Annotated in this window: 21 protein-coding genes; 10 read left to right on the plus strand and 11 right to left on the minus strand. The window is 67.3% G+C overall.

Annotated elements, in window-relative coordinates; translation table 11 throughout:
* Window positions 1-25: 25 nt before the first annotated feature.
* Together EV191_RS19585 and EV191_RS19590 are read left to right on the plus strand one after the other, a co-directional pair.
* Window positions 26-802, plus strand: a complete 777-nt coding sequence (locus EV191_RS19585) for a TetR/AcrR family transcriptional regulator (RefSeq protein ID WP_424565484.1) — start codon at window positions 26-28, stop codon at window positions 800-802.
* Window positions 799-1,116: a DUF4873 domain-containing protein gene (locus tag EV191_RS19590; RefSeq protein WP_132878576.1), complete on the plus strand. Its 318-nt coding sequence runs from the start codon at window positions 799-801 to the stop codon at window positions 1,114-1,116. The genes EV191_RS19585 and EV191_RS19590 overlap by 4 nt, the downstream gene beginning before the upstream one ends.
* A 37-nt stretch (window positions 1,117-1,153) precedes the next feature.
* Here the strand turns inward: EV191_RS19590 and EV191_RS19595 are convergent, their stop codons facing one another.
* On the minus strand, window positions 1,154-1,384 hold the full coding sequence (locus EV191_RS19595) for a DUF3107 domain-containing protein (RefSeq protein ID WP_132878712.1): 231 nt from the start codon (window positions 1,382-1,384) through the stop codon (window positions 1,154-1,156).
* 83 nt (window positions 1,385-1,467) lie between these two features.
* Window positions 1,468-2,172, minus strand: coding sequence for a ferritin-like fold-containing protein (locus EV191_RS19600; RefSeq protein WP_132878577.1), 705 nt, complete (start codon window positions 2,170-2,172; stop codon window positions 1,468-1,470).
* A gap of 258 nt (window positions 2,173-2,430) precedes the next feature.
* Here EV191_RS19600 and EV191_RS19605 point away from each other — a divergent pair, with 258 nt between their 5' ends.
* The 3 genes from EV191_RS19605 to EV191_RS19615 all read left to right on the plus strand — a co-directional run bounded on the left by EV191_RS19605 (window position 2,431) and on the right by EV191_RS19615 (window position 6,475).
* The gene (locus EV191_RS19605; protein WP_424565487.1) at window positions 2,431-4,230 is read left to right on the plus strand and encodes a DEAD/DEAH box helicase; all 1,800 of its coding nucleotides are present in this window, start codon (window positions 2,431-2,433) and stop codon (window positions 4,228-4,230) included.
* Between the two features lie 40 nt (window positions 4,231-4,270).
* On the plus strand, window positions 4,271-5,518 hold the full coding sequence (locus tag EV191_RS19610; RefSeq protein ID WP_165913015.1) for an Rv3212 family protein: 1,248 nt from the start codon (window positions 4,271-4,273) through the stop codon (window positions 5,516-5,518).
* A 69-nt stretch (window positions 5,519-5,587) separates the two neighbouring features.
* A complete protein-coding gene (locus EV191_RS19615) occupies window positions 5,588-6,475 on the plus strand; it encodes an alpha/beta fold hydrolase (protein WP_132878579.1) in 888 nt (295 codons plus the stop codon).
* A 43-nt stretch (window positions 6,476-6,518) separates the two neighbouring features.
* Here the strand turns inward: EV191_RS19615 and EV191_RS19620 are convergent, their stop codons facing one another.
* The 6 genes from EV191_RS19620 to EV191_RS30135 form a co-directional block, all read right to left on the minus strand.
* Window positions 6,519-6,884, minus strand: coding sequence for a hypothetical protein (locus EV191_RS19620; protein WP_132878580.1), 366 nt, complete (start codon window positions 6,882-6,884; stop codon window positions 6,519-6,521).
* On the minus strand, window positions 6,881-7,687 hold the full coding sequence (locus tag EV191_RS19625) for a RecB family exonuclease (protein ID WP_132878714.1): 807 nt from the start codon (window positions 7,685-7,687) through the stop codon (window positions 6,881-6,883). Before EV191_RS19625 ends, EV191_RS19620 begins: the two co-directional genes overlap by 4 nt.
* An 80-nt stretch (window positions 7,688-7,767) precedes the next feature.
* Window positions 7,768-8,388 carry a MarC family protein gene (locus EV191_RS19630; RefSeq protein WP_279388446.1) on the minus strand — a complete coding sequence of 207 codons (621 nt, stop codon included), beginning with the start codon at window positions 8,386-8,388 and terminating at the stop codon, window positions 7,768-7,770.
* A 252-nt stretch (window positions 8,389-8,640) separates the two neighbouring features.
* Window positions 8,641-9,510 (minus strand): PHP domain-containing protein, encoded by an 870-nt coding sequence (locus EV191_RS19635; protein ID WP_132878581.1) that lies wholly within the window; start codon window positions 9,508-9,510, stop codon window positions 8,641-8,643.
* A 25-nt stretch (window positions 9,511-9,535) separates the two neighbouring features.
* Window positions 9,536-10,099, minus strand: coding sequence for a PH domain-containing protein (locus EV191_RS19640; protein WP_132878582.1), 564 nt, complete (start codon window positions 10,097-10,099; stop codon window positions 9,536-9,538).
* 18 nt (window positions 10,100-10,117) lie between these two features.
* Entirely contained in the window at window positions 10,118-10,261 is a 144-nt protein-coding gene (locus EV191_RS30135; protein WP_165913011.1) for a hypothetical protein, read from the minus strand.
* Between the two features lie 164 nt (window positions 10,262-10,425).
* Between EV191_RS30135 and EV191_RS19645 the strand changes: the two genes are divergently transcribed.
* Window positions 10,426-10,848 (plus strand): NUDIX hydrolase, encoded by a 423-nt coding sequence (locus tag EV191_RS19645; protein WP_132878583.1) that lies wholly within the window; start codon window positions 10,426-10,428, stop codon window positions 10,846-10,848.
* A 136-nt stretch (window positions 10,849-10,984) separates the two neighbouring features.
* On the opposite strand, the gene EV191_RS19650 is transcribed toward EV191_RS19645, so the two are convergent.
* Together EV191_RS19650 and EV191_RS19655 are read right to left on the minus strand one after the other, a co-directional pair.
* A complete protein-coding gene (locus EV191_RS19650) occupies window positions 10,985-12,076 on the minus strand; it encodes a DUF2332 domain-containing protein (RefSeq protein ID WP_132878716.1) in 1,092 nt (363 codons plus the stop codon).
* Between the two features lie 10 nt (window positions 12,077-12,086).
* Window positions 12,087-12,593 (minus strand): MaoC family dehydratase, encoded by a 507-nt coding sequence (locus EV191_RS19655; protein WP_132878584.1) that lies wholly within the window; start codon window positions 12,591-12,593, stop codon window positions 12,087-12,089.
* Between the two features lie 125 nt (window positions 12,594-12,718).
* Here EV191_RS19655 and corA point away from each other — a divergent pair, with 125 nt between their 5' ends.
* The 4 genes from corA (at window position 12,719) to EV191_RS19675 (ending at window position 18,456) form a co-directional block, all read left to right on the plus strand.
* On the plus strand, window positions 12,719-13,795 hold the full coding sequence (gene corA, locus EV191_RS19660) for a magnesium/cobalt transporter CorA (protein ID WP_132878585.1): 1,077 nt from the start codon (window positions 12,719-12,721) through the stop codon (window positions 13,793-13,795).
* 61 nt (window positions 13,796-13,856) lie between these two features.
* A complete protein-coding gene (locus tag EV191_RS19665) occupies window positions 13,857-14,543 on the plus strand; it encodes a metallophosphoesterase family protein (RefSeq protein WP_132878586.1) in 687 nt (228 codons plus the stop codon).
* Entirely contained in the window at window positions 14,533-15,381 is an 849-nt protein-coding gene (locus tag EV191_RS19670) for a ParB N-terminal domain-containing protein (RefSeq protein WP_132878587.1), read from the plus strand. Before EV191_RS19665 ends, EV191_RS19670 begins: the two co-directional genes overlap by 11 nt.
* 252 nt (window positions 15,382-15,633) lie before the next feature.
* Complete coding sequence (locus tag EV191_RS19675; RefSeq protein ID WP_132878588.1) at window positions 15,634-18,456, plus strand: AfsR/SARP family transcriptional regulator; 2,823 nt, start codon at window positions 15,634-15,636, stop codon at window positions 18,454-18,456.
* Window positions 18,457-18,470: 14 nt separating this feature from the next.
* On the opposite strand, the gene EV191_RS19680 is transcribed toward EV191_RS19675, so the two are convergent.
* A complete protein-coding gene (locus tag EV191_RS19680) occupies window positions 18,471-19,394 on the minus strand; it encodes a DMT family transporter (RefSeq protein WP_132878589.1) in 924 nt (307 codons plus the stop codon).
* Window positions 19,395-19,420 lie beyond the last annotated feature (26 nt).

Here is a 19,420-nt window from a genome sequence, read left to right on the forward strand (position 1 = left end):
TGAGGTAACGGTTACTAGTGGTAGCATGCGACGAATGAGCAAGCCTGTCAACCCCGACTCGGAGGCGCGCCGACCAGCTCCGGACGCACGTAAGGAGCGATGGCGCAAGCACCGGCAAGCACGCAGGGCGGAGTTCGTCGACGCGGCGATTCGCGCGCTCGGCAAGCACGGTCCCGACGTGGGCATGGACGACATCGCGGCCGAAGCCGGGGTGACGAAGCCGGTGCTGTACCGGCATTTCACCGACAAGGCCGATCTGTACCTTGCGGTCGGCCACCGTGGCACCGAGCTGCTTTTCCAGCGGCTGGTCCCGGCACTGAACACGGAGACGGCCCCGCGCCCACGCATCAAGCAGAGCCTGACCGCGTTCTTCAGCGTGATCGATGAATTCCCGAACGTGTACCGCTTCATCACCGGGCGACACCTACCGGCGGAATCGGATGTGGTGCACGAGGACAAGGAGATGATCGCGGCGGCGCTTGCCACGCTGCTCGGCGACTACATGCGGGCGTTCAATATGGACTCCGGCGGCGCCGAGCCGTGGGCACACGGCATCGTCGGCCTCGTCCAGAACACCGCCGACTGGTGGCTCGACCGGCAGTCAATGAGCAGGGAAGCGGTCGTCGACTACCTGACCCAGATCATCTGGGCCGCGATCGACGGGATACTGCGCGACGCGGGAGCCACCGTGGACCCGGACGCGCCGTTCGAGCTACCCGGCGAGGCACATCTGCACGCGGTACCGGAACCAGCCGAGACCGAACGAGAGACCACGCGATCTTCCGGAGGGGCCAGCGCATGAGCGACGAACAGGAACACGAGGAAGAAGGCTTCGCCGGCGAGGCGACGCTACTGCTCGCGGACTCCGAGATACCGGTGCGAGTCGAGCTGCGCGGCTACTTCCAGCCGATCGACGGCCGCTATCACTGGTACGGCCGGATAACCCAGAACGAGCGGGTCAGCGAGCTCGCCGAGGCTGGTTCGAAGGTTGGCCGACTACGCACCCCGCAGGGCGAGGCCGAAGCGAAGCTGTCCGACCCCGACCCATGGGGGCGCTATCGGGTGGCCGGGATCAGCACACCGCCGTTCGCGGTGGATCTGATCACCGAGCCGTAGAGGTCGAGCCCTAGAGGTACTGACCTGGTGGTGCAGCTCAGCTGCCGACCGCGAAGCCCACTCGGCGGGATTCGGTCGGCACGATCTCCACGAAGGTGATCCGGGATGCGGGTACCAGCAGTCGGCGCCCCTTGTCGTCGGTGAGACTCAGCATTTCGCTCTTGCCGCCGAGTGCGTCCGAGACAAGCGATTCGATCTCCTCGACCGACTCGCTGCTCGTCACTACGAGCTCCCGCGGGCTCTCCGCGACGCCGATCTTGATCTCCACGCTGACCTCCGATTTAGCCGGTTGACTCACAAAGAGCCCGCTTCCGCGAAGCGGGCTCCCAGCCAGGTTAACCGAGCATCACCTCAGCCGAGGCCAAGGGCGACCATCCGCTTGGTGTGCCGCTGCTGCAACCGCCGAAACAGCGCGGCCACCCCGGAAAGGTCGCCGGACCCGGTCACGATCAACTCGGCCAGCCCGTCCCGCTCGGCGACCACGTACTGCGCCTGGGTCAATGCCTCACCGAGCAGCCGGCGGCCCCACAGTGCTAGCCGGTCGCGCTGTTTCGGTTCCTGCTCGCAGGCGGCCAGGACCTCGGTTTCCGCGAACGCGGAGTGGCCGGTGTCGGCGAGCACCCTGAGCACCAGTTCCCTGGTCTCATCGTCAAGCCAGTTAGCGATCTCGCCGTAGAGATCAGCGGCCAGCCCATCCCCGATATAGACCTTGACCAGCGATTCCAGCCAGGATTTTGGCGCGGTGGAGGCGTGGAACCGGTCGAAGTGCCCGATGAACGGCCGCATCACCTCGGTCACCTGGTAGCCGCGGTTGGCCAGGTAGTCTTCGAGCGACCGGTAGTGGCCGATCTCCGCGGCAGCCATCGAGGCCAGCGCGGCCCGGCCGGCCAGGGTGGGCGCGGCACGCGCGTCCTCGGCGATCCGGTCGAACGCGGAGAGCTCGCCGTAGGCGATCACGCCGATCAGATCGAGCACCCCGGTCGCGAGCCCGGCACCGGCTTCCTGGTCGTGCGCAGCGGTTTCGCCGGTGGACGGCGCGGCATTCTGGTCGCTCATAGCTGCGAGCGTAATCGTATCCCCGCGCCGAATCCGCACCCGCGACACTCGCCACATGCACAGTTGACCACTGTGGACGGGTGAACAGGTACAATGACTTCGTAACGGCCCCGCAGATGACGCTTGGGCCGGGGAGATCGCGGCTGGTCACTGCCGCGCCGTGATCGAGAAAGTGTGCGCGCACACCTCGCCGACATTCCCGCGCGCTGCCTGGTCACGGACCGGTACGTACGCGCGGTCGAGTGCCTCGACCGAGCCGTGCGTGCTGGTACGAGAGAGGCGATCACACTGACCGCAAGCACAACCGATAACAACAAAGCGGATACGCCGGACGATCCCATCGCGCTGGAACACAGCGAGACCGGCGTTCCAGCGACCGACGATTCGCATCCATTGCGGGCCGGCGAAGCAGCACAGCCGGAATCACCCACCTTCGCCGAGCTCGGGGTACACGCGGACATCGTCCGGGCCCTCAACGAAGCCGGCATCGAGCGAACCTTCGCGATTCAGCAGCTGACCCTGCCGCTGGCGCTGGCCGGCGAGGACGTCATCGGCCAGGCCCGCACTGGTATGGGCAAAACGCTCGGCTTCGGCGTGCCGCTGCTGCATCGGATCACCACCCCGGGGGACGGCACTCCGCAGGCGCTGGTGGTGGTACCCACTCGCGAGCTGTGCCTGCAGGTGACGCACGACCTCACCGACGCGGGTAAGCACCTTGGCGTGCGGGTCGAGGCGATCTACGGCGGCCGGCCCTACGAGTCCCAGACCGCCGCGCTACGCAACGGCGTGGACGTGGTCGTGGGTACCCCTGGACGGCTGCTCGACCTCGCTGAACAGCAGCAGCTGGTACTCGGCAAGGTCCGCGCGCTGGTGCTCGACGAGGCCGACGAGATGCTCGACCTCGGCTTCCTACCGGATATCGAGCGGGTGCTGCGCATGGTGCCGGAGCAGCGGCAGACGATGCTGTTCTCGGCGACGATGCCCGGCCCGATCATCACGCTCGCCCGCACCTTCCTCACCCGCCCGACACATATCCGGGCCGAGGAGAACAACCAGGGTGCCGTACACGAACGCACCAAGCAGTTCGTGTACCGGGCACATTCGCTGGACAAGGTCGAGCTACTCGCCAAGGCGCTACAGGCCGAAGGTCGCGGGCTGTCCATGATCTTCACCCGCACCAAGCGCACCGCGCAGCGGATCAGCGACGACCTCGCCGAGCGCGGTTTCGCGGCCGCCTCGGTGCACGGTGACCTCGGGCAGAGCGCGCGCGAGCAGGCCCTACGCGCCTTCCGCACCGGCAAGATCGACGTGCTGGTAGCGACCGACGTCGCCGCCCGCGGGATCGACGTGGACGACGTCACGCACGTGATCAACTACCAGTGCCCCGAGGACGAGAAGACCTACGTGCATCGCATCGGGCGTACCGGCAGGGCCGGTAAGACCGGCGTCGCCGTCACCCTGGTCGACTGGGACGAGGAACCGCGCTGGAAGCTGATCAGCGACGCGCTCGAACTGGACCGGCCCGAGCCGGTGGAGACCTACTCCACCTCGGCGCATCTGTTCACCGACCTGGACATACCCACCGATGCCAGCGGGCGCCTGCCGCTCGCCAAGCGGACAAGGGCCGGGCTCGGCGCCGAACCCGAAGAGAACCTGGACGGCAAGCGCGGCCAGGCGAAACGGCGGCAATCCCGGTCCAGGCGGCGGTCCAGGGGCGGTTCACAAGCCAGCCAGGCAACCGGCGAAGGCACCGGTGAGCAGGCGAACACCGACGAGGGAACGTCCGGCCCGCCGCGCCGCCGCAGGGTGCGCAGGCGCGCCGGCCAGCAAGTGAACGAGACCGGCGCGGCGAGCCCAGCCGAGTCGACCGACGGCGGCGCGGAGCAGCGTCCGGCCAGGCGCCGGCGGCGGCGCCGTGCCGGTAAACCGGTGGACGGCGCGGACGGTACCGTCGCGGTATCAGCTACCTCGGGAACGGCCGCACAGTCAGCCGCGCCCCAGGTGCAGACCAGCAACGGCACAGTCAACAACGGTGCCGGCCCGGCGACGGCGGACTGATCCCCGCCGCGCCAGCCGCATCCGCACGGGAGCACAGCGAGTGGCGCCACGGCACCCTTTTCGACGCAGGCGGGATTTCGTCATCGCCGGCGCGCTCGCCGTGCTCACCGTGCTCGGCGGCACGCTCGTCTGGCTGGACAGCGACTACCGGGCGACGACGTCCCAAGTCGCGAACAGCGCGCCGGATCCGGCAGCGGTCGAACAACCGGATTCGGTACCGCCAACCGTCGCCGAGGTGTGGCGCGCGCCGAGCCCAGGCACTCCGGAGCCAGTGGTAGCCGGACCGGGCGTGGTCACCGCTACGGACAACGCGGTCGTCGGCCGCGATCCACTGACCGGTGCGCAGCGCTGGCGATACGCCAGGGATATCCCGTTGTGCACGGTGGCCGCGGCTGGTTCGGATGTCATTGCGGCACACCGCAAATCGGTGGCGCGCGAGGACGACCGGTGCGGGGAGATCACCGCGCTGGATCCGGCGACCGGCGAACGCGTCGCGCAGCGCAACGCTGATACCGAGGTCGGTACCCGGCTGCTTTTCGACGGCGGGCATATCACCGCAACGGGCAAGCGAGTGCTCTACACCTGGCGCCAGGATCTGGTCCAGTCCATGGAGTACGGCGAGATTCCGGCTCAGGTGAACCCGCAGCGCCAGCCTCGGCAGGGTTGCGTTTTCGGCACCGTGGCGGTGGACGACGGACGGATCGGCGTCGTCGGGCGTTGCCCGAACGATTCGGGTGATCGACTGAGCCTGTACCGGGCGACGAGTGGGGCGGATAACGACGACGACGCGCCCGTCGAGTTGTTCAGCGTGATCGTCGGCAACCGGCAGCACGGCCAGCTCGTGGCGGTGAGCGACGAGCGCTCCGCCGTCGCGCTGCCCGCCGAGGACGCGCTCGTGGTCTTCGACGACGAGGGGCGGCGCATCGCGGAGCACTCGCTCGATGGTGATACCACCGCGCTGGAACGAGATCCGGCCGGCCGCGCGGTCGCCGCGCGGTCCAGTACGACCGCCGTGCAGTGGTTCACCGGCAGTCAGGTGATCTCGCTAGCCAAACCCGACCTCACTCCACAGTGGACTTTGGATGGCGCGCGCGGGCTGGGCACCGAGTTCGCCGGCAGGACACTGGTTCCCGTGGACGACGGGATTGCCGTACTGGACCAGCGCTCCGGCGAGCGGCTCGGCACGCTACAGGTGGACCGCGGTGACTACACCGGCGATGTCACCGTGGACAGCGTGGGCAGCGTGCTGATCGAACAGCGCGGCGACACCATCGTCGCACTACGTTGATCCGCAGTTCTGGGATCAACGGTTCTGGGATACGCGGTTCTGGGCCGCTTTCGGGCAGACTTGGTAGGTATGGAGCCGACCCCGACCGGACTCACCGAACAACTTGCGCCGCATCATGCCGAGCGCGTCGACCTCCCCGGCGCACACGGGCCGATCGCGGCGTTGCGCGCCGACCCCGGCCCCGCGGATCGCGGGGTGAGCGCGGTACTGCTACCCGGGTACACGGGTTCCAAGGAGGACTTCGCCGAACTGCTCGACCCGCTCGCGGCGGCCGGTTTCGAGGTAATCGCCATCGATCTGCCCGGTCAGTACGAATCGCCTGGTCCCATCGAGGAGCACGAGTACCTGCCGGGCGCGCTCGGCCCGGTACTCGCCGAGGTACTGGCGAAGCTCTCCGCCAGTGATCGGACGATCTATCTGCTCGGGCATTCCTACGGCGGGCTGGTCGCGCGCGCGACCGTGCTTGCTGGTGCCGAGGTCGGCATGCTGGCACTGCTGGATACCGGGCCGGGCGGGCTACCCGCTGGAGGACGTCGGGAACTGCTGAACGCGGCCGAGCCGCTGCTGCGCGAACAGGGCGTGCTCGCGGTACAGGAGATTCGCGAGCAGATCGCCGCGCAGGCGCCCGGCTGGGCGACGCGGCCAGCCGGGTTGAAACAGTTCATGCGCGAGCGATTCATCCGGTCCACGGCGGCGGGCCTACTCGGGATGGCGAACGGTCTGCGTACCGAGCCGGATCGGGTCGCGGAGCTCGCCAGCAGGCTGCGCCGGGATGGCACGCGCTGCCAGGTGATCACCGGAGCGAACGACGACGCCTGGCCGGTACCAGATCAGCGGGCGATGGCCGCGCAACTGGGCGCGAGTTTTGATCTCATCCCCGAAGCCGGCCACTCGCCGAACGTCGAACAACCCGCGCGGCTGCTCGAGGTACTGCTCGGGCACTGGCTGGCCGGGTAGCCGAGGCCCGGTTAGGACCGGCCCAGGTCAGGACCAACCCAGGCTAGGACCACCACAGCAGCCAGAGCGCGCCGATGATCACCGCGAACACGCCGAGGATGCCCACCGCGCGGGTCAGCCCGGAACCGCGATCGGCCATCCGCTGACAGGCGATCGCGAGCGCCGCCGCGGCCAGGTGCCCAACCACGAAGTTCGCGCCGGAGCCTTCGAAGCCTTCGGTGAACGAGAACACCTGCACGCCGAGCACGAACAACGCCAACACCGCGAATCCGAGCGCGAGCGATCCGGACAGGCCGCGCAGCACCGCGCTCGCGCGGCCTTCCTGCCGCCGCTGTCCGCTGTCCCTTTCTGGTTTGGGCAATGGCGTGGTCTGCGACTCCGCGGCCGGCACGCGGCGGTATCTGTTCACTCGGCCAACAGCTCCCACGGCTTGGCCGCGGGCGCGGCGTCCTGACCGACCGGGCAGCTCGGGCGGAAGTCGCACCAACCGCAGTGCCGACCCGCGGTGGCGGGAAAGACCTCGTCCGGGTCGCCACCCGCGGCGAGGGTGTCAACGGCCAGCTGCACATCGGCCGCGGTTTCCTCGGCCCTGCCGCGCTGGCGGCGTAGTGACTCGTCGGTGTGTTCCCAGGAAGCGATCTCGCCGGTCGGCACGTGATGTAGCTCCACCCGGTTGGCCGGTTTGCGCAAGGTACGCCGCGCCGCGATGGCATAGAGGGCAAGCGCCTGCGAGCCGCGGGCGTCGTCCTCGTTCGGCGCCCGCCGACCGGTCTTGTAGTCGACAATCACCAGCTCGCCGGACCGTTCGTCGATCCGGTCCACCCTGCCTTCGGCCACGATGGTGCCGGTCGGCGCGGAGACCCAGCGTTCAAGGCCGACCGGTTCGAACCCGGTGTCGTGCTCGTCGACGTAGTCGGCGACCCAGTTCCGCGCCCGCCGCCGGTACTCGCCAGCCTGTTCGGTATCGGCGAAGCCTTCGTCGGACCAGTTCTCGGTGACCAGTTCGGCCGCTCGCGCGGCGGTGCGACGCCGGGCGGGCAACTCGAACAGCGCCCTGAGCGCGTTGTGCACCACGGCGCCCAGCGTGCTGTGTGCCCACCCGCCAGTGCGCCGTGGCGTTGGCCGGTCCAGGTAGGCCATCCGGTAGCGCCGTGGACAGTCCGCGAAGGTGGACAGGCGCGCCGGCGAGACCTTGATCAATCGCTGCGGCATGCTGTCGAAGCCGAGTTGGGCGTGCACGTCGTCCACGGTACTGCCGATGGGCGCAGTGGTGTCAGTGCGGGCACCGTGCGTTATCCGCCCGCGATGAACCCGCGAACGGAGTCCGCGATCAGCTGCACCGCGATTGCCGCGAGCAGCAGCCCGGCGACCTTGGCCAGCAGCAGAATGCCGCTTTCCTTGATCAGCCGGATCACCAGCGGGGAGAAGCGCAGCGCGAGCAGCAACACGATATGTACGGCGAGGATCGCCGCGCCAACCGCAAAGTACGCGCCCAGGTCACCGCCGGCCGCGCGGACGAACACGATGGTCGCCGCGATCGCGCCGGGTCCGGCGAGCAGCGGTGTACCGAGTGGCACCAATGCGACATTGACGTCCTCGGCGACGTCGGGGCTGGCGGTGTTTCGCCCGGTGAGCAGGTCGAGCGCGACCAGTAGCAGGAGCAACCCGCCGGCGCCCTGCAGGGCGGGTACGCCGATACCGAGGTAACGCAGGATCGCCTCGCCGCCGATCGCGAAGGCGGAGATCACCGCTAACGAAACGAGCACGGCCTGCCAGGCCGCCCGGTGCCGGGCCTTGGGGTTGCGGCGGCCGACCAGGGACAGGAACACCGGCACGGTGCCCGGCGGGTCCATGATCACCAGCAACGTGATCATGGCTTCGACGAACAGTGCGGTGTGGAAGATCCCGTCCACGACACCCCCTGAAGCCCGAGCCCGCAACGCCGGCAGCCCCCCACAACGCTGGCAACCCTAGCCCCACCCACCCGGCCACAACCAACGTTTAGCCCGCGAAACGCGCTCCAGAATCAACGTTCAGCCCGCTGAACGTTGATTCTGTTGTACGCGCTAAGCACTCAACGGTGAGCCCGCTAAACGCGCCGAAAAATCAACGGTCAGCCTGCTAAACGCGTTAAATGCGCAGGTGAGGGCAGGGGGCAGGGCAGGTCAGCCGACCAGCACTCGGCTGCCGTTCGCTTGGTCCACGAGTGCCGCGAGCATCTCGGGGTCGGTCGTTTCCTGGCCAAGCGCGATCGTCTTGTTCTCCCCGTGATAATCACTCGAACCGGTTACCAGCAAACCGAGCTTGTCGGCCAGGTCGCGCAGCTGCTCACGGGCAACCACGTCGTGGTTCGGATGGTCCACCTCGAGGCCGCCCAGCCCCGCTTCGGCCAGCTCCGCGATCACCTCGGCGGTCACGGTCGGCCCGCGCCCATGCGCGAAGGCGTGTGCGAGCACGGTCACCCCGCCCGCCTCGCGGATCATCTCGATGGCCGTATACACGGGGGTATCCGTCCGCCGCACGTAGTACGGGCGTCCACCGGCCAGGTACGAGGCGAAGGCTTCATCCACGTCCGCGACCAGTCCGGCACGCACCAGCGCCCGCGCGAGATGCGGTCGGCCAGCCGGCGCGTCCGGGGGCAGTTCGGCCAGCAACTGGTCCGCGTCAATCGGCAGGCCATCGGCGGCCATCCGCTCGGCCATCGCGTGCAACCGTTCCCGACGCTCGCGGCGTAGCCGACGCTGCTCGGCAACCAGCGCGGGCGCGGCGGGGTCGAAGAGGTAGGCAAGCAGGTGCACGCTGCAGGAGCCACCGCGACCGTCGGCGGAGACGCAGGACAGCTCGGCGCCCGGAATCAGCCGCAGCCCCGGTGGTAGCGCCGCCTGGGCCGCGGCCCAACCGGCCGTCGTGTCGTGATCGGTGAGCGCGATGGCGTCAAGGCCAGCCCGGACCGCGGCGTGCATCAGTTCGCCGGGGCTGTCCGTCCCATCCGAGGCCGTGGAGTGCGTATGCAGGTCGATTGGCACACGAACCAGTGTGACCGATGGGCCACGACCGGCCTCAGCGGACCGCCTTGCGCTTACCGCGCGCCGCCCGCTGCGCCTTGATCATCGAGAACCGCTCGGCCTGCGCCTTCTTATCGCCGAAGACCAGCTCGGAGATCGTGTCGTAGAACTCCTCGGGCCGTGGCAGGTACTCGATCCGGTTCAACGCCTGGATCTGTCCGGCAGATTCCACGACGGTGGTGCCGTAGCCGAGCATTCGCCCCATGGCGCTTCGCTCGTAGGTGAGGTCGGTGACCTTGCTGATGGGCATCATCAGCACCTTGGTCGTGAACACCCCGGTAGTCATGATGAACCGTTTGTCGGTCACCACCAACCGCTCCACCCACCATGCGACGACCACATACGCAAATCGCAGCAGCACAAGCAACGCCGCATACCACAGCACGTTCTGCATGATCCACATCGACGGCGGCATGAGGTACGAGACCATCACCGCGACGGCCAGCAAAGCGACCGTCTCGAAGATCTCCCACCCGAGGCACGCCCAGTGCCGCCGAATCCTGATGACCCGTCGCTCGGTGTCGAGTAGGTACTCGTCAGGATCCCGTGGTGCGAACATAGGCTTATTGTGACCCGCTCAGCCCGAGAACACCATCTGCACGAACGTAATCAGCGATTCCGCCGCGTCCTTGAGCGTGTCAAGCAGGATGTTCACGATCCCAGCTACCGATTGTGGTTGTGTGATCAAGAAGAATGCGAGTAGCCCGACCCCCGAAATCACGAGGACCTTCTTCATCTTCACCGCGATCAACCCCGTCTCTCGTGCACGCCCGCGTAGCGCCTACTTACAACGTTGTACCGCACCGGACCGCACAACGGGAGAGAAGTCCCTGGTTCGGGGCAGTACCGCGTACTACGGATGAGCAGAAGCTACCGTACGTGTTCATGTCCGACGGTTCGACCTCCCCCATCCGCAGCGTTAGTGGGACCCTCTACGACGCCGCCGGCCGACTGCTGCTTGCGCGACGTGGGCGAGGACCCGCCGTGGGATTGTGGTCGCTACCCGGCGGGAAGGTCGAATCGGGCGAATCCGACACCGATGCGCTGACCAGGGAGTTTCGCGAGGAAACCGGGCTCGACGTGACGGTCGGCACGCAATTGCTTACCGTCGATCGACGTAGTGCCGGCCGACACTACCGGATAAATACCTACCGTTGCTCGGCCGCCGAGGGCACGCCGCGAGCCGGCGACGATGCCAGCGCGCTGCGCTGGGTGGATGGTCACACGCTCGACGAACTCAACGCCGCCGGAGCGCTCACCGAAGGTCTGTGGCAGCTACTCGCCAAACATCACGCACTACCCGACTGAAGACGCCCCACTGTCCCATCGCCAGCCCCACTAGCACCCTCCTGACCAGCAGAAACAACGCGTTTAGCAGGCTGAACGTTGATTTTTGAGCGCGTTTAGCGGGCTAAACGTGGTCCGCGGGCGCCGTGTGGGAGCGCTAGAGCCAGAGCAGGCGCTGGCCGTCCTCGGCGGTGCGGGCCAACACGGACACCTTGGCCTCGCCGGCCTCCCAGCGGGTGAGCGCCAGCGTCCCGCTGAACCCCGAACCGGCGGCCTCGGCGAGATCGGGCCGGTCCGGCAGCACCGCGTCCAGGCCGGAGCGGTACGGCGCACAGTGCACCCAGTACACCGAACGGCGCGCGGCGAGCTCGGCCAGCGCCGCGACCACATCCGCGCCGCCAACCAGCGAGCCGGTATTGAACACCACCAGCGGCAGCTCGGCGGGAACCCGCCTTGCCGCCCCGGCCAGCTCGCCCGCCAGATCCCCCCGAACCAGTTCGGGGGGATCGCCCCGCTGCATCCGCGCGGCCACCCCGAACAACCGCAATCGCTCCGGCTGATCCGCCCAGATGCACGATTCCAGCCAGCCGTAGGCATCCTCATCGGCCAGGTCCACCGGTGCGGGGTCCAGCCCTACCCGCGCGCCCACCCGCACGCTTTTCGGTGGCTTGGGCAGCTGCGCCCCCTCCGCCAGCTGCACCGCACAGTGCAGGCCAAGCGGGCTTTTCGCCGGCCCAGCGGTCAGCTGACCATCCGCCTCGGTCTGGTAGCGGTACGCGTAACGATGCAGTCCGAGCAGCAACCCCGCGCCACAACCCAGCTCGAGCAGCCCTACCGGACCACGCACCTGTTTCGCCGCGGCCGCCACCGCGGGGTACAGCAGCGCCGCGCGCCGCACCTCGGTGCCGCGCGCGACCCGCGCACGGACCAGCTCGCGCATCCGCGTGGCGCGCTCGAGTACGAACTCACGAAACATCGGCCAGGTCGCGCCATCCACCCCGTCGGTGCCGCCAACCGAGGGGTAGTACCTGGACATCGGGTGGAACGGCTCCGCGTAGACCAACCGGTGCGCCGCGGCGAGCAGCAGCTGGCCCGCCTCCTCGGGCACCGCCACCTCGGTGAGCAGGCCAACAACCTCCGCATCCTCGGCGGCCTGGGTCGCAAGGTGCTCGTAGAGCGGCGAAACACCCGCGGCCTCGTCCGCCGCGAAAGCCAACAACTGCCCGCGCAACTCGGCTAGGTCCGGCATACCTGGTTCGTCACTCCAGAATCGGTTCGGGTCGACCTGGCTGTTCGCCACCACGCGCCTGGCCGTAGGCATGCGTGGGCACCATCACCTTACGACGGAAGGTGCATACGACCGTCCCGTGCTGGTTGTATCCACGGGTTTCCACGTAGACCACGCCGCGGTCGTCCCGCGACTTCGACGGGGTCTTGTCCAGCACCTCGGTCTCGCCGTAAATGGTGTCGCCGTGAAAAGTCGGCTTGATATGCCGCAGTGACTCCACTTCGAGATTGGCGATCGCCTTACCCGAGATGTCCGGCACCGACATGCCGAGCAGCAGGGAGTAGATGTAATTGCCGACCACGACGTTCTTCCCGAAGTCCGTGGTCTCCTCGGCGTAGTGGGAGTCCATGTGCAACGGATGGTGGTTCATGGTGATCAGGCAGAACAGGTGATCGTCGTACTCGGTGACCGTTTTCCCTGGCCAGTGCTTGTACACCGCGCCGACCTCGAACTCCTCGAAATAGCGTCCGAACTGCACGTTTCCTCCTACCCCGCGCACCGCCGCGCGGCCAGGTTCGAGTAACCGCCAAAGGCAACAGTGTTGTACGAAAGGGCGTACCCTGACCACCGGTTGTGTGATTGCGCTCGCCGAGGAGGTCACGGATGCCCGCCCTGCCCTCGCTCGGTGGCCGCCGCCGGCGCAACACCCAGCGGTTCACCGCGCCGCCCCCGGCATCGCTCGCCGACTACGTGGTCGACTGCGCAGTCTATGTCGATGGGACGCGGCTACCTGGGCGCTGGACGCATACCCAGGCGGTTGGCGAGGTTCGCCGGCGCGGCGAAGGCTTCGTCTGGATCGGACTGCACGAACCGGATGCCGACCAGATCCAGGGCATCGCGGAAACCTTCGGTCTGCACGAGCTGGCCGTCGAGGACGCCGTGCACGCCCACCAGCGGCCCAAGCTGGAGCGCTACGAGGACACGCTGTTCATGGTGCTCAAAACGGTGCGCTACGTGGAACACGAGTCACCGACAACCGCCAGCGAGATCGTCGAAACCGGCGAGATCATGGCGTTTCTCGGCACGGATTTCATCGTCACGGTGCGGCACGGCGAGCACTCCGGGCTGGCCAGGCTGCGCCAGGAACTCGACGCCGACCCGGAGCGGCTCGCGATGGGCCCCGCCGCGGTGCTGCACGCCATCGCGGACACCGCGGTGGACAGCTATCTCGCGGTGAGCTCCGCTATCGAGGACGATATCGACGAGATCGAAACGAACGTCTTCGCGCCGCGCAGCGTGATCAGCGCCGAGCAGATCTACCTGATGAAACGCGAGGTGCTCGAACTACGCAGGGCCGTCGCACCGTTGGCCACGCCGCTGCGCCGGCTCGCCGAGGGCTACACCCGACTGGTGCCCGATGACGTCCGGTCCTACTTCCGGGACGTTGAAGACCATCTGGCCAGGGTCGCCGAACAAGTGGCCGGTTTCGACGAACTGCTCACCACGCTGGTGAACGCGACCCTCGCGAAGATCACCTTGCAGCAGAACACCGATATGCGCAAGATCACCGCCTGGGCCGCGATGATCGCCGTGCCTACCGCGGTCGCCGGGATCTACGGCATGAACTTCGACTTCATGCCCGAGCTGCACTGGAAGTTCGGCTATCCGCTGATCGCACTGGTGATCGTGACGGGCTGCCTGGTCATCTACCGGGTGTTCCGCAAGAACAAATGGCTCTAGCCGGAACCGCCGCCAGCCTGAACCGCCGCCGTCCGTGCACCCGCGAACTACGCTGAGCGCTATGCCGCGCGTGTTGGTCGTCGCCGACGAGATCGTCCCGAGCCTGTGGTCGGAGCAGGTACGCGACTACCGGGTTGATCTCGTTCTTGGCGCCGGCGACCTGCCGTTCGACTACCTGGAATTCCTCACCACGGCGCTGGACTGCCCCGGTGTCCTCGTACCCGGCAACCACGATCCGGATCTGAGCGGGTTCACCGTGCACGGCGGACTTTCGCTGCGTGATGGGTTCCCGATGCCATGGCCGGGCCCGGCCGGCTGGCTGAACGCGGATGGCCGCGTGGTGGATATCGGCGGGCTTCGGATCGCTGGCCTCGGCGGTTCTATCCGCTACAATGATGGTCCAAACCAATGGACCGAGCGCCAGCAGGCCCGCCGCGCTCGCCGGCTCGTCCGCGCGGCTCATCGGCGCTACCGCAAGGACGGCCAACCGGTCGACATCCTGCTTACCCACTCGCCACCGCGAAACGTCGGTGACCGTACCGACCGACCGCACCGCGGATTCGAATGTCTACACAAGACGGTGGACATCTTGCGGCCAGATGTACTGCTGCACGGCCATATTCACCCATACGGTGAACGCCTCGCGGAGCACCACCTGGGCGATACTCGGGTAGTCAACGTTGTCGCCCATCGCTTGTTCGAGATCCGCTCTGGGCAACCCGCGCGGGAGGTGCACCGTGCCAAGTAACACCGGTTTTCCCCGCGCCGACGCGGAAAACGACTTCCTGCGGGTGCGCCGCAGGCAAGTCCTGTCCCGGCTCGGCGCCTGGCTGCGCAGGGCGCCGGACGACGTCAACATCATGTTACCGTTCGACGAGGTGGTCAGCGCGCTGGGACTACTCGGCGAACGCAGCCTTGGCCGGCAAGTAATCGGACTCGATTCGATTGCCGGCAGCGTGGATCGGGGCCGCGAGTTCGACCGCCGGTTCCGGCCGACCACGGCTCGTTCCCGGCAACGCTGGGAGCGGTTGGCGCTCGCTCAGCGCAGAGGCGAAGCGATTCCGCCAATTGACGTCTACCGGGTTGGCGAACTGCATTTCGTCAGCGATGGGCATCACCGCGTTTCAGTCGCGCTCGCGCTCGGCATGACGACCATCGAAGCGTTTGTCACCGAGGTGCAAACGAAGTTGGACGCCAGCGGGATCCGCTACCGGGGCGATCTGATTGTCAAGGATTACCGGCGGATCTTTCTGGACCGCGTACCGCTGCACGGCCAGGCCCGCGCCGCCGTGGTGCTCTCCGATCCGTGGGACTACGCCGAACTTGGCGAGCACATCGAGGCGTGGGGATTTCGCCTGATGCAGGACGAAGGCACGTTCATCGACCGGACCACTATCGCCAGGCGTTGGCACGACGAGGAATTCGTCCCCGTGGTCCGCATGCTGCGGCAGGCGGAAATGATCGGGGAACGCACCGAGGCCGAGGCGTATATGTGGGTATCCGGGGAACGCTACCGGCTGATTCGCACGCACCGCTGGGACGACGACGTCATCGCAGCGGTGCGCGCCCAAGGACGCTCTCAGTAATCACCGAGCATGTTCTTGTCACGCGCCAAATCCCGCGCACTGCGTGGATTCGGCCACGTGGACCTCCTCTCCGGTGACCGGATATGTACTGGCAATCGCGATACCCGCGGCGTCTGGCGTGGAACGGCGAGCATCTACCCATCAGGATTCGGGTTTGCCGCATCAGTTCGGTAGCGTCTGGGTAGCGCGGCACCGGCAGCTGGCCGCGCGGGCGGATACTCGTTCAACCGGATAGCAGGCGAAGGGGTGTTAGTGGACTTCCGGATCCTTGGGCCGGTTGAAGTGTGGCAAGCCGAGACCCAGATCCCGATCAACGCCGCCATGCAGCGCGCGGTACTCGCCGTACTGCTCGCCAAACCCGGCACGGCTGTGTCGATGGACACGATCGTGGACCAACTGTGGGGTTCGAATCCGCCGGATAGTGCTGCTGTGACAGTAAGAAACTATGTGCAACGCCTACGCAAGCGGCTCCCCGAGCAGGTGTTGGAAACGGCGGCACCTGGCTACCGGTTGAACATCAGACCGGAAGCCGTCGACGCGCACCGGTTCAGCACGCTCAGCGAGCAGGCCCGCGGCCTGATCCGGGAGAATCCGGCGAAGGCCGCCGAACTGTTCGCCTCGGCACTGCGGCTATGGCGCGGCAGCCCACTTGCCGATCTCGGCGATGTGCCGGTCCGGATACTGCAGGCGCCAAAACTCGAAGAGCTCTACCTGTACACGCTCGAGGATCGGTACGAGGTTGCGCTCTTACTCGGCGAGAGCATGCAGATCGTGCCCGCGCTTGCCGACCTCACCGACAAGTACCCGTACCGGGAACGCCTGCACCGGCAGCTGATGCAAGCGCTTTACCGAGCGGGGCGCGGATCCGAAGCTGTCGAGTGCTACCGCAAACTACGCCGCGCGCTCGTCGACGAACTCGGCGTTGAGCCGGGCAGCGAACTCCGCGAACTGATCAAGGCGATTACCGACAACGCGGCGGAACCAGCCACGCCGCGTGCCACGGAAACGAAACCGGGCCCAGCGCCGAAACCCGTCGAGCTGCCCCCGCCGATCGCCACCTTCGTCGGCCGCCAGGACGAGCTAGCCGAACTGCGCGAGCACTTCACGCGCACCGAGCACGGTGGCCCCCCGGTGTGTTTCGTGCACGGCCCCGGCGGCGCCGGAAAGTCCACACTGGTCGGTCAGTTCGCACACGAACACGCGGACCAGTACCCGGACGGGATCCTCTACGTCGATCTCGGCGGCTCCAGTCCGAACGCGCCAACGCTGAACGCGACCGAGGTGCTTGCCACCCTGCTGCGTTCACTCGGCGCCGGTGACACCCCTACCGACGACCCGCTGGCCACGGTTCGCGCTTACCGGGCGCGGCTACGCGGCAGGCGAATCCTGATCATCCTGGACAACGCCGCGCACATCAGCCAGCTGTCCACCGCGCTGCCGGACGAACCGACCTGTGCGGCGATCGTCACCAGCCGCAACGCGCTCGTCGGACCAAGCGGCTCACTACATCTGCATGTGGACGCGCTCAGCGATACGGACGCGGTGGACCTGCTCGGCCAGGTCGCCGGTCAGCGCAGAATCGTCGGCGAAGCAAGTACCGCGGCCAAACTCGCCGAGCTGTGCGGAAATCTGCCGCTGGCGCTACGCATCGTCGCCACCCGTACGGCCATGCGACCGCATTGGCCATTGAGCACCTGGGTCGAACTGCTCGCCGATGAGCACCGCAGGCTGGACGAGCTGCGCACCTCGGATATCGACCTGCGCGCCAGCTTCCTGGTGAGCATCGAACAGCTCCGTGGCGATACGGAACCGAGCAGCCAGGATGCCGCCGAACTGTTCGCCTCGCTCGGACTGCTCGGTGTCGGCTCCTACACCGCGCCGTTCGCCGCGTCGCTGATCGGCTGGCCGGCCGAGCGCACCGCGGTCGCGCTGGAAAACCTGGTCGACGCGCAGCTGCTGTACAGCACCGCCCCTGGCACCTACCGGATGTATGACCTGATCAGCCTGCTCGCCAAGGAACAGGCGGGACGGCTGCCCGAAACGGCGCGGGTGGAGGCGCTGTATGCCGCCTGCCGGTGGTACGCGGGCGCGGCTCGGCAGACCAACCGTGCGGTGAACGGAACGCTTGCCCCACGCGGGCATCCGAGCCAGCACCACTCGGTGGACGAGCTGAACACCTTGCGGTTCGCGGACAAACAGCAGGCACGGCGCTGGCTGGATACCGAGTTCAGCAACATCATCCCGCTGTTCCGGCAGGCAACCGATGCCGATGTGCCGGGGATAGCCGAACTACTCGTCATCCTGCTGCACTCGGCAGCCTGGTACTTCAACACGCTGCGCCGATGGAGCGAACGCTATGAGTTGGCCGGCCTTGCCATCGAACTCGGCCAGCGGACCGGAAACCGGCTCGCCGAAGGACTCGGACTGGCCGCGATCGCCACGGTGCACGCGCAGCAGAACGACTTCGAGTTGGCCAACCGGTTCAGCAGGCAGGCGTTGGAACTGCTGGACGACCCCCGCAGTTTCGAGCACCAGTCGGTGCACCTGAACCTGGCCGTGATCACGGTGTTCTCCGCCTCGCTCGAGCAGGCGAGCGAGCACTGTAATCGGGTCGTCGACGCGGCCCGGCGCTACGGTTTCCCGGAAATCGAGATCAGCGCGCTGAGCAACCTTGGCCGCATCCGCACCTTGCAACAGCACCCGCATGAGGCGATCGCGATACTCAACGAGGTGCTCAGGATGAGCCGGGCGCTGGACTATCACCAGGGCACCGCGAACGCGCTGAACTCGCTGATGGAGGTGCACGCTCAACTCGGTGACCACCTCGAAGTGGTGCGCTACTCGGCCGAGGCGCTGGAAACGCACCGCAAGTTGAACAGTCCGTTCGACACGGCGGACTGCCTGGTGACACTGTCGGCCGCGCTGCACCGGCTGGGCGATACCCGGCAGGCACAGTCGGCCTTCGAGCAAGCACGGGAACACCTCGCCGAGATCACCACTCGGGAGCAAGTCCAGCTGAAGGTGTTGTTGGACCAGTTCATCGAGGTGGAACTGCCCGATTTCGGTCGGGCCTGACCGGCAACTGGTGCTCAGCCACGTCGGGAATGGCCGGACATCCTGCGCCGCAACGCGCCGGCCCTGACCCGCTTCGCGGATTCCGCCCGGTGCACCGCCTCGGGGTGGTATTTGGCGAGCAACACGACCCCGGTTACCGCGATCGCACCGGCAACTACCAGCGCGCTGACCGTAGCCCGCCCCGCGCCGGCGATCTCGCCGAGTGCCCACGCGCTGAGCCCCGTGGCCACGATCGGGTTCAGCACCGTCTGGCAGGCGACGACCACATCAGGCGGACCGCTCGCGTAGGCGAGCTGGATGAACCACGAACCAGCGAGGAACACGATGACCAGCCCCAGCGCGGACGTCAGCGGAAAGTCCTCAAAACCGCGCTGCTGCACGGCGTAGGCGACATCTCGTACCTGGATGGAGACCAGCCCGTAGGCCCCGCCAGCGCCGACCGCGAGCGCGACACAGCGAGCCAGCCCGCTGTGCAACGCACCAACCAGACCAAGCCCGAGTACCCCAACCAGCACCAGCTGGCTCAGCAGGAACACATCCGCCCTGGCGATCGCATGGGTGTCCGCGGCACCCGCGGCCAACACCACGAACACGGCCACCGCGAGGGTGCTCGCCACGATCGCACCCGCGGCCACCACACCGAGCCCACTGCCGCGCGCCCGCGCGTGCAGCACCGCAACCAACGGCAACGCGAGTACGACGAGCGGCGAGACCACCGATACGGGCGCCATCGCGAGCGCGAGGATCTGCAGCACGGCGCAGGAGGCCAGCACCAGGAACCCGAGGCGCCAGGAACGATTCTTGATCAACTTAGGTAAGCCGCGCAGACCGAGCTCACTGCCTTCGGTCTCCGTGCGGACGGCCGTGTACTGCAGCCGAGCGCCTACGGCGCTACAGACCGCGCCCAGTACCGCGCAAGCGATTGCCAGCAGCATCATTCGCGGCTCCCAGCCACCACCAGCTC

Source organism: Tamaricihabitans halophyticus (assembly GCF_004340875.1).
Lineage (GTDB): Bacteria > Actinomycetota > Actinomycetes > Mycobacteriales > Pseudonocardiaceae > Tamaricihabitans > Tamaricihabitans halophyticus.

Coding starts and splice junctions, on each gene's coding strand:
- EV191_RS19585 (WP_424565484.1), top strand. CDS start 26: ATGCGACGAATGAGCAAGCCTGTCAACCCCGACTCGGAGGCGCGCCGA.
- EV191_RS19615 (WP_132878579.1), top strand. CDS start 5,588: ATGGAGCCGACCCCGACCGGACTCACCGAACAACTTGCGCCGCATCAT.
- corA (WP_132878585.1), top strand. CDS start 12,719: ATGCCCGCCCTGCCCTCGCTCGGTGGCCGCCGCCGGCGCAACACCCAG.
- EV191_RS19680 (WP_132878589.1), bottom strand. CDS start 19,394: ATGATGCTGCTGGCAATCGCTTGCGCGGTACTGGGCGCGGTCTGTAGC.
- EV191_RS19590 (WP_132878576.1), top strand. CDS start 799: ATGAGCGACGAACAGGAACACGAGGAAGAAGGCTTCGCCGGCGAGGCG.
- EV191_RS19640 (WP_132878582.1), bottom strand. CDS start 10,099: ATGTTCGCACCACGGGATCCTGACGAGTACCTACTCGACACCGAGCGA.
- EV191_RS19600 (WP_132878577.1), bottom strand. CDS start 2,172: ATGAGCGACCAGAATGCCGCGCCGTCCACCGGCGAAACCGCTGCGCAC.
- EV191_RS19650 (WP_132878716.1), bottom strand. CDS start 12,076: ATGCCGGACCTAGCCGAGTTGCGCGGGCAGTTGTTGGCTTTCGCGGCG.
- EV191_RS19625 (WP_132878714.1), bottom strand. CDS start 7,687: ATGCCGCAGCGATTGATCAAGGTCTCGCCGGCGCGCCTGTCCACCTTC.
- EV191_RS19645 (WP_132878583.1), top strand. CDS start 10,426: ATGTCCGACGGTTCGACCTCCCCCATCCGCAGCGTTAGTGGGACCCTC.
- EV191_RS19665 (WP_132878586.1), top strand. CDS start 13,857: ATGCCGCGCGTGTTGGTCGTCGCCGACGAGATCGTCCCGAGCCTGTGG.